We start from the raw sequence: 9,032 nt of genomic DNA on the forward strand, positions 1-9,032 counted from the left end.
GAGCTGTCGAGTGAAACGAGGCTGCGATATTTGGATTTTTTCAGTTCTTGTGCAGCTTGCGCATCAACTCCGCCTCAGCCTGCGTCAACCCGCAGGACTGAGTCAGTTCATCAACCGTCGCGCCCATCCCCACCAATCGTGCCGCCTGGGCGAACGACAGGCTCGTCGGGTCGCGCTGTTCCAGTTGAGCCAGTTTGTCCGGCAACGGGCAGACCACCGCGCGCAGTTCGTGCAGGTCTTCACCCATGCGCACGTTGCCGTTCTGGTAGTCGTCCACGCGTTTGGCCAGGTCTTTGATGCGCTGATCCCGTAGCCCATCGCCCTTAGCCTGTTGTGCGGTGATCAGTCGTTGACCGCGTAAATACGCCAGAAACATCGCCAGCGTGCCTGCCCAGAAGAGGAACAGGACAATGACCGCAACCTCAAGAATCAATCAGATGTTCTCCAGGTCCGACCATTCTTCTTCGCTCATCATCTTGTCCAGCTCGACCAGGATCAGCAATTCGTTGTTCTTGTTGCACACGCCTTGAATGAACTTGGCGGATTCTTCGTTACCGACGTTTGGCGCGGTTTCGATTTCTGACTGACGCAGGTAAACCACTTCGGCCACGCTGTCGACCATGATCCCGACCACCTGTTTGTCGGCTTCGATGATGACCACACGGGTGTTGTCACTGATCTCGGCGTTCATCAGGCCGAAACGCTGACGGGTGTCGATTACGGTGACCACATTACCGCGCAGGTTGATGATGCCCAGGACGTAGCTCGGGGCACCCGGGACCGGGGCGATTTCGGTGTAGCGCAGGACTTCCTGTACGCGCATCACGTTGATGCCGTAGGTTTCGTTATCCAGCTTGAAGGTCACCCATTGCAGGATCGGATCTTCGGAACCCTTTGCAGCCGTCGCCTTATCATTCATACCCTGACCCCTCAAAAAACCGCCCTGGCGGTGTGTGCTCTGTACGTCGGCAGTCACTGCCGTCGAGTGTTTTTATGTTGGTTTGTGAGCCGGCTGTTTAATACTGCCCAGGTGTTTTTCGCCGCCACTGGCGATCAACTCGGCCAGCGCGCAAACATCGAGCAATGCACACATGTGTTCAATTACGGTGCCCGCCAGCCATGGCCGTTGACCACGGTGACTGCGCCATTTGATTTCGTTGGGGTCCAGGCGCAACGAGCGGCTGACTTGATGCACCGCCAGCCCCCACTCATAGCCCTGAACCGAAATGACGAATTGCAGGCCCTGACGGAAATCATCGCGGTAGCGCTCAGGCATTACCCAACGCGCGGTATCCAGTACTTTCAGGTTGCCAGCCTGGCTCGGCAGAATCCCGAGGAACCATTGCGGCTGACCGAACAACGGCGTCAGCTCGTGACCAGCCAGGGAATAAATCGACCCCAGGCACACCAAGGGTACCGCCAGTGTCAGGCCGGCGACGTCGAACAACAGGCATTCGAAGGGCTCAGCGGCCCACGAAGGACGCCCATCGGTTTCCACCGCTGGCCGTGTGTTGCTCGGTGGCAGGTGAACGTCGACGACCGGTGGCACCAACGTTTGCAGCAATGGTTCGCCGGTCGATACCCGTGCCAGGACAGATGCCGGCATGTCCATGACGGGCCCTGGCGCTTTGGCCTCCGACGCAATCACCGGGGCTGCAACCAACGCCACAGATCGAGCATCCCGAGCCCGCTCTTCGAGCACCGCCAACTGAAACTCATCCAGGGTACTTTCTGGCTCACCCACCTCGACGAGCGCGTCGATGAGCGGCGCCAGCTCCTCGGTCGCGTCCTGCAGCAAGCCGTCCAGGTAAGTCTGGAGCGCCATTTGCGGTAGGGAGGTGATTTTCACCGGCCGATTCATTTAGGCACCCTGCAAGGAAGGTTCATCTCAAACCACCTGCGCAACAGATTGCTGCACCAGCAAATGCTTGAGCAGCGCGCAGTAAGCAAGAACGCCGCGGCTCTTGCCATCGAACTGCGAAGGCGTGAGTCCGGCCCTGCTCGCATCCCGCAAGCGGGTGTCGACCGGGATGTAACCTTGCCAGATTTCTTCCGGGTACTTGTCGCGCAACACCCGCAGGGTTCCGAGGGAAGCCTGGGTGCGGCGATCGAACAAGGTCGGGATGACGGTGAACGGCAGCGCCTGCTTGCGTGAGCGGTTGATCATCGCCAGGGTGTTGACCATGCGTTCCAGACCTTTGACGGCCAGATGCTCGGTCTGTACCGGGATCACCAATTGCTGGCATGCCGCCAAGGCATTGACCATCAGTACGCCGAGCAACGGCGGGCTGTCGATCACGGCGTAATCGAAGTCTTGCCACAATTGCGCCAGGCTCCTGGCAATGACGAGGCCCAAACCATTTTGCCCCGGCGACTGCCGCTCAAGCGTGGCCAGCGCGGTGCTGGAGGGCAACAGCGAAATGTTTTCGTGGCTGGTGGGCAACAGCAACTGACCGGGCAATCCCTGCGGCACACTGCCCTTGTGCAGGAACAAGTCGTAGTTGCTGTGTTCCAGGGTGTCGGGGTCGTAGCCAAAGTAGCTGGTCATGGAACCGTGCGGGTCGAGATCGACCACAACCACGCGTTTGCCCGCCTCGGCCAGCAAACCGGCTAACGCGATAGAGGAAGTGGTTTTACCGACACCACCCTTTTGATTGGCAACTGCCCAGACTCTCATTCGAAGGATTCCGCTCGGTCGACAGGGTAGACCGAGACATAGCTCAACGTGTTAATGCGGGTGACGGAGAATTGACGGCGCTCTCTCGTCCCGGCGACCTGACCGGGGTTGGTGCAGTTTGTGTGCCAGCACGCTTCAATGCGGCGTCCGGTTTCGCATGAGCGGTACCGGTGCCGGTCAGGCTGCGGCGTACATCGAGATTGCGCGAAACCACCAGCACCACTCGACGGTTGCGAGCGCGGCCTTCAGCGGTGGCGTTGTTGGCCACCGGCTGGAATTCGCCGTATCCCACGGACGCCAGGCGCCCGGGGTTTACGCCCTGCATCGCCAGCATGCGGACAATACTCGCGGAACGAGCCGAAGACAGTTCCCAGTTGGTCGGGTACTGCGCGGTTCGGATCGGCTGATCGTCGGTAAAGCCTTCGACATGAATCGGGTTGTCGAACGGTTTCAGGATCCGGGCCACCTTGTCGATGATGTTGAACGCGATGTCACTGGGCATGGCATCGCCACTGCCAAACAACAGGCTGGAATTGAGCTCGATCTCAACCCACAACTCATTGCCACGCACGGTCATCTGATTGGAACTGATCAGGTCACCGAACGCCGCGCTGATGTCATCGGCGATGCTTTTCAGTGGGTCGGTGGAGCCAGCGACGCCGGCATCGACCTGCTCACTGTCCTTCACCAAGGGCTTGGCTGGCGTCACCGTCATCGGTCGCTCTTCGCCAATCGGGATCGGCTTGAGGGAGCGATCAGCGTCGGTAAAGACCCCGACCAACGCTTGCGAGATGACTTTGTACTTGCCTTCGTTGATCGACGAGATCGAGTACATGACGACGAAGAACGCGAACAGCAACGTAATGAAGTCCGCGTAGGACACCAGCCAGCGTTCGTGATTGACGTGTTCTTCAGGTTGCCGGCGACGAGCCATAGTCAGGGCGTGCTCACAGTAAATGACGAAGCGCGTTGGCGCTGTGATTGYGCCAGGCAAGGCGCGGGATGCCGAGAATGGCTTTTCCCTTCTCAAATCCCGCAACACAGCCTGGCRCAATCACAGCACCAACCCGGAGGGCAGCACCCAGCAAGCCACAATACGTCGTTATTCGTCGTTCATTTGAAGGAACCAAACCTCTCTCCTCATGCCTAGTCTTGTGGCTTGCTGGGCGCTGCGCGCTTCGTCATTTACTGTGAGCACGCCCTGCACCCCCATCAATCCATGAAGCCCTGAAGCTTCAACTCAATAGAGCGAGGATTTTCACCTTCGGCGATCGACAGGATCCCTTCCAGCAACATTTCGCGATATCGCGATTGGCGCAAGGCGACGGACTTGAGCTTGGCGGCAATCGGCAGCAACAAAAGGTTGGCACTGGCCACGCCATAGATGGTGGCGACGAACGCCACGGCAATGCCGCTGCCCAGTTGGGTCGGATCGGCCAGGTTGCCCATGACGTGGATCAGGCCCATCACCGCACCGATGATGCCGATGGTCGGCGCGTAGCCGCCCATGCTTTCGAAGACTTTGGCTGCTTCAATGTCGCGGCTTTCCTGGGTGTAGAAATCCACTTCGAGAATGCTGCGAATCGCTTCCGGTTCGGCACCGTCAACCAGCAGTTGCAAGCCCTTGCGCGAGTAGCTGTCGGGTTCGGCATCGGCCACCCCTTCCAGGCCGAGCAAACCTTCCTTGCGGGCGGTCAGGCTCCAGTTCACCACGCGATCAATGCCACCGGCCAGGTCAACGCGAGGTGGAAACAGAATCCAGCCAACGATTTGCATGGCGCGCTTGAAGGCACTCATCGGCGATTGCAGCAACGCTGCGCCGATGGTCCCACCGAGGACGATCAGCGCTGCCGGTCCGTTGACCAGCGCACCGAGGTGGCCGCCTTCAAGGTAGTTGCCGCCAATGATGGCGACGAACGCCATGATGATGCCGATAAGGCTTAAGACATCCATCAGATACACGCCTCGACCAAATGCTTGCCAATATCTTCCAACCCGTAGATCGCGTCCGCGAGGTCGGCTTTGACGATGGCCATCGGCATGCCGTAGATCACGCAACTGGCTTCATCCTGAGCCCAGATCGCACTGCCGCTCTGCTTGAGCAGGCGAGCCCCTTCGCGACCGTCGGCGCCCATGCCGGTCAGTACGACCGCCAGAACTTTGTCACCGTAGGACTTGGCAGCCGAACCGAATGTGATGTCCACGCTCGGCTTGTAATTGAGACGTTCGTCGCCTGGCAGGATTTTCACCGCGCCACGGCCATCGATCATCATTTGCTTGCCACCCGGGGCCAGCAACGCCAGGCCAGGGCGCAGGATGTCGCCATCCTCGGCTTCCTTGACCCTGATGTGGCAAAGCTTGTCCAGACGTTCGGCAAAGGCTTTGGTGAACGCCGCCGGCATATGCTGGATCAACACCAGCGGCGCCGGGAAGCTGGCCGGCAATTGGGTCAGGACCCGTTGCAGCGCCACCGGACCGCCGGTGGACGTGCCGATGGCAACCAGTTTGTAGGCTTTGCGTTTAGGTGCGGGCGACGATGGGACGGACGGCGCAGGGACGTGCGTGCGAGCCGGTATCGGTTCCGGCGCTGGGCGCGACGGTGCGCTGCTGCCGTAACTGCTGACGCTTGCAGGCACAGGCGCTGGCGCTGCGACAGAGGCCAACGCGCTGTAGGTGTTGGCGCGACGGTTACTGCGCGAAATGCTCAAAATCTTCTCGCACAGCAGTTGCTTGACCTTCTCCGGGTTACGGGAGATGTCTTCAAAATTCTTGGGCAGGAAATCGACGGCGCCGGCGTCCAGCGCATCGAGGGTGACCCGGGCACCTTCGTGGGTCAGCGACGAGAACATCAACACAGGCGTCGGGCAGCGCTGCATGATGTGCCGCACAGCCGTGATGCCGTCCATCATGGGCATCTCGTAGTCCATGGTGATCACGTCAGGCTTGAGGGCCAGGGCCTGATCGATCGCCTCTTTTCCGTTGGTCGCCGTACCGACGACCTGGATATTCGAATCCGCTGAAAGAATTTCCGAGACACGGCGGCGGAAAAACCCCGAATCGTCCACCACCAGGACTTTGACTGCCATAAACACTCCATTAGACGCAGCGGGGCCTCAGTCGCCCCGCTCCACCAGAATCAAATACGCCGCGTGGCGTAACGCTTGAGCATGCTCGGAACATCGAGAATCAGCGCAATACGGCCGTCACCGGTGATGGTGGCGCCGGACATGCCTGGAGTTCCCTGGAGCATTTTGCCCAATGGCTTGATGACCACTTCTTCCTGGCCCACCAGCTGATCGACAACAAAGCCGATCCGCTGTGTGCCCACCGAAAGGATCACCACATGGCCTTCGCGCTGCACTTCGTGAGCGGCGGACCTGACCAGCCAGCGTTTGAGGTAAAACAGTGGCAGCGCCTTGTCGCGCACGATGACCACTTCCTGGCCGTCCACCACGTTGGTGGTCGACAGGTCGAGGTGGAAGATCTCGTTGACGTTCACCAGCGGGAACGCAAACGCCTGGTTGCCGAGCATGACCATCAGCGTCGGCATGATCGCCAGGGTCAACGGAACCTTGATGACGATCTTCGAGCCCTGGCCCTTGGTCGAGTAGATGTTGATCGAACCGTTGAGCTGGGAGATCTTGGTTTTCACCACGTCCATGCCCACGCCACGACCCGACACGTCGGAGATCTCGGTTTTGGTCGAGAACCCTGGTGCGAAAATCAGGTTGTAGCACTCGGCGTCGCTCAAACGATCCGCCGCGTCCTTGTCCATCACACCGCGTTTTACCGCGATGGATCGCAGGACGTTCGGGTCCATGCCTTTGCCATCATCGGAAATCGACAGCAGGATATGGTCGCCTTCCTGTTCCGCCGCGAGGACGACTCTGCCGCTACGGGACTTGCCCGAAGCTTCGCGTTCTTGCGGCGATTCGATGCCGTGGTCGACCGCATTGCGCACCAAGTGGACCAGCGGGTCGGCCAGGGCCTCGACGAGGTTCTTGTCGAGATCGGTTTCTTCGCCGACCAGTTCCAGGTTGATTTCTTTCTTGAGCTGGCGAGCCAGGTCGCGAACCAGACGCGGGAAGCGCCCAAACACCTTCTTGATCGGTTGCATCCGGGTCTTCATGACGGCGGTTTGCAGGTCGGCCGTCACCACGTCAAGGTTCGAAACAGCCTTGGACATGGCCTCATCAGCACTGTTGGCACCCAGGCGAACCAGGCGGTTACGCACCAGTACCAATTCGCCCACCATGTTCATGATTTCGTCGAGGCGCGCGGTATCGACCCGCACCGTGGTCTCGGCTTCGCTGGCTGGTTTTTCCGCTGGCGGCGTGGACGGAGCACGGGCCGGGGCCGGTGCAGCGGCGGCCACCGGTTTCGGTGTTTCGGCTTTCGACTCAGGTGCCTTGGAAACCGGTGCCTGTGCGACCGCCTTGGCGACTGGGGCCGCGACGGAAGAGGTGACAGAACCTGTGCCTACTTCGCTGAACTTGCCTTTGCCGTGCAATTCGTCGAGCAGCGCTTCGAACTCGTGATCGGAGATCAGATCGCCGCCCGCCGCAGCTGCGGCGGGAGCAGCCGCCACCGACACCGAAGCAATGGCCGACTCCAGCGCATCCACCGCAAAGTTGCCTTTGCCGTGCAGCTGGTCGAGCAGTGCTTCAAATTCGTCGTCGGTAATGTCGCAGCTGTCGCCTGCGGCTTTCGGGGCAGCAGGTGTGGCTGGCGCAGCGGTCAGCGCATCGACAGCGAACTGGCCTTTACCGTGCAGCTGATCGAGCAATGACTCGAACTCGGCATCGGTGATTTCGTCGCTGGCAGCGGCATCGCTGCTAGGCGTTGGTGCAGTAACTGGCGCCTCGGCCTGAGCCTTGACGGCATTCAGCGAGTCCAGCAGTTGTTCGAATTCGTTATCGGTGATGTCGCCCGATTCACTGTCAGCGGCAGGCGCTTGCGCCACGTCAGCAACCGGTGCTTGTTCATCAGCCGTTTGCGGCTCGGCCAGACGGGCCAGAGCCGCCAGCAATTCAGGTGTCGCAGCCGTGATCGGGCTGCGCTCGCGGACTTCGCTGAACATGCTGTTCACCGTGTCCAGCGCTTCAAGGACCACGTCCATCAATTCCGAATCAACGCGACGCTCACCCTTGCGCAGGATGTCGAATACGTTCTCGGCGATGTGGCAGCACTCCACCAGCTCGTTGAGCTGGAGGAAGCCGGCGCCCCCTTTTACAGTGTGGAAACCGCGAAAAATTGCATTGAGCAGGTCCGCATCATCCGGTCGGCTTTCCAGCTCGACCAACTGTTCGGACAGTTGCTCCAGAATCTCGCCGGCCTCAACCAGAAAATCCTGAAGGATCTCTTCATCGGCGCCGAAGCTCATTAAGGGGTGCTCCTAAAGGTCTACCTAAAATCCAAGACTGGATAGCAAATCGTCCACATCGTCCTGACCGGACACAACGTCTTCTCTTTTATCGGCATGAATCTGCGGACCTTCACCCTGAGAGAGATGTTTTTGCGGATCTTTTTCAGCCAGCATCGATTCACGGTCATGTTCGATACCCGCAAAGCGGTCTACCTGGCTGGCCATGAGTACGAGCTTGAGCAGGTTGCTTTCAACTTCGGTGACCAATTGGGTCACGCGCTTGATCACCTGACCGGTGAGGTCCTGGTAATCCTGAGCCAGCAAAATGTCGTTCAGGTTGCTCGACACCCTGCGGTTGTCTTCGCCGCTGCGTACCAGGAAACCGTCAACCCGGCGGGCCAGCTCACGGAACTCTTGCGCCCCGACTTCGCGACGCATGAACCGACTCCAATCCGTGCTCAACGCCTGGGCTTCTTCGCTCAGGTTGTTGACCAGCGGCGTGGCGCTTTCCACCAGGTCCATGGTGCGGTTGGCCGCCGCCTCGGTCAGCTGGACTACATACCCCAGGCGCTCGGTGGCGTCCGTGATCTGGGACACTTCCTTGGCTTGCGGCATGTTCGGGTCAATATGGAAATTGACGATCGCGCTGTGCAGCTCGCGAGTGAGCTTGCCCACTTCCTGATACAGGCCGCGGTCACGGGTCTGATTGAGCTCATGGATCAATTGCACAGCGTCGCCGAACCTGCCTTTTTCAAGGCTCTCGACCAGTTCGACTGCGTGTTTTTTCAGGGTCGATTCAAAATCGCCCATAGAAGACTCTTTATGCTCCATAGCTCCCCCAGTGGCGCAGTGGATCAACCGATGCGTTCGAAAATCTTCTCGATTTTTTCTTTCAACGCCTGGGCCGTGAAGGGTTTGACGACATAGCCGTTTACACCGGCCTGGGCCGCTTCGATGATCTGCTCGCGCTTGGCTTCAGCAGTCACCATC

General features: G+C 59.5%; 9 protein-coding genes and 1 pseudogene. All 10 read right to left on the minus strand.

What is annotated here, in order from left to right; genetic code table 11:
- Positions 1-40 precede the first annotated feature (40 nt).
- On the minus strand, positions 41-433 hold the full coding sequence (locus AC1DSG_RS23065; RefSeq protein WP_477792953.1) for a DUF2802 domain-containing protein: 393 nt from the start codon (positions 431-433) through the stop codon (positions 41-43).
- Positions 434-919, minus strand: coding sequence for a chemotaxis protein CheW (locus AC1DSG_RS23070; protein ID WP_477792954.1), 486 nt, complete (start codon positions 917-919; stop codon positions 434-436). It abuts the gene before it with no gap.
- Positions 920-991: 72 nt separating this feature from the next.
- Positions 992-1,861: a CheW domain-containing protein gene (locus AC1DSG_RS23075; protein WP_477792955.1), complete on the minus strand. Its 870-nt coding sequence runs from the start codon at positions 1,859-1,861 to the stop codon at positions 992-994.
- A 27-nt stretch (positions 1,862-1,888) separates the two neighbouring features.
- Positions 1,889-2,677 (minus strand): ParA family protein, encoded by a 789-nt coding sequence (locus AC1DSG_RS23080; protein ID WP_477792956.1) that lies wholly within the window; start codon positions 2,675-2,677, stop codon positions 1,889-1,891.
- Between the two features lie 43 nt (positions 2,678-2,720).
- Positions 2,721-3,611 (minus strand): flagellar motor protein MotD, encoded by an 891-nt coding sequence (gene motD / locus AC1DSG_RS23085; RefSeq protein ID WP_477792957.1) that lies wholly within the window; start codon positions 3,609-3,611, stop codon positions 2,721-2,723.
- 278 nt (positions 3,612-3,889) lie between these two features.
- Positions 3,890-4,630 (minus strand): flagellar motor protein, encoded by a 741-nt coding sequence (locus tag AC1DSG_RS23090; RefSeq protein ID WP_477792958.1) that lies wholly within the window; start codon positions 4,628-4,630, stop codon positions 3,890-3,892.
- Entirely contained in the window at positions 4,630-5,763 is a 1,134-nt protein-coding gene (locus AC1DSG_RS23095) for a protein-glutamate methylesterase/protein-glutamine glutaminase (RefSeq protein ID WP_477792959.1), read from the minus strand. The genes AC1DSG_RS23090 and AC1DSG_RS23095 overlap by 1 nt, the downstream gene beginning before the upstream one ends.
- A gap of 50 nt (positions 5,764-5,813) precedes the next feature.
- Positions 5,814-8,060: a chemotaxis protein CheA gene (locus AC1DSG_RS23100; protein WP_477792960.1), complete on the minus strand. Its 2,247-nt coding sequence runs from the start codon at positions 8,058-8,060 to the stop codon at positions 5,814-5,816.
- Positions 8,061-8,084: 24 nt separating this feature from the next.
- Positions 8,085-8,873 carry a protein phosphatase CheZ gene (locus AC1DSG_RS23105; RefSeq protein ID WP_477792961.1) on the minus strand — a complete coding sequence of 263 codons (789 nt, stop codon included), beginning with the start codon at positions 8,871-8,873 and terminating at the stop codon, positions 8,085-8,087.
- A gap of 23 nt (positions 8,874-8,896) precedes the next feature.
- Positions 8,897-9,032: pseudogene (locus tag AC1DSG_RS23110) on the minus strand (response regulator); the annotation flags it as partial.

Source organism: Pseudomonas sp. P5_A12 (genome assembly GCF_056400685.1).

Coding starts and splice junctions, on each gene's coding strand:
- AC1DSG_RS23070 (WP_477792954.1), bottom strand. CDS start 919: ATGAATGATAAGGCGACGGCTGCAAAGGGTTCCGAAGATCCGATCCTG.
- AC1DSG_RS23075 (WP_477792955.1), bottom strand. CDS start 1,861: ATGAATCGGCCGGTGAAAATCACCTCCCTACCGCAAATGGCGCTCCAG.
- AC1DSG_RS23080 (WP_477792956.1), bottom strand. CDS start 2,677: ATGAGAGTCTGGGCAGTTGCCAATCAAAAGGGTGGTGTCGGTAAAACC.
- motD (WP_477792957.1), bottom strand. CDS start 3,611: ATGGCTCGTCGCCGGCAACCTGAAGAACACGTCAATCACGAACGCTGG.
- AC1DSG_RS23090 (WP_477792958.1), bottom strand. CDS start 4,630: ATGGATGTCTTAAGCCTTATCGGCATCATCATGGCGTTCGTCGCCATC.
- AC1DSG_RS23095 (WP_477792959.1), bottom strand. CDS start 5,763: ATGGCAGTCAAAGTCCTGGTGGTGGACGATTCGGGGTTTTTCCGCCGC.
- AC1DSG_RS23100 (WP_477792960.1), bottom strand. CDS start 8,060: ATGAGCTTCGGCGCCGATGAAGAGATCCTTCAGGATTTTCTGGTTGAG.
- AC1DSG_RS23105 (WP_477792961.1), bottom strand. CDS start 8,873: ATGGAGCATAAAGAGTCTTCTATGGGCGATTTTGAATCGACCCTGAAA.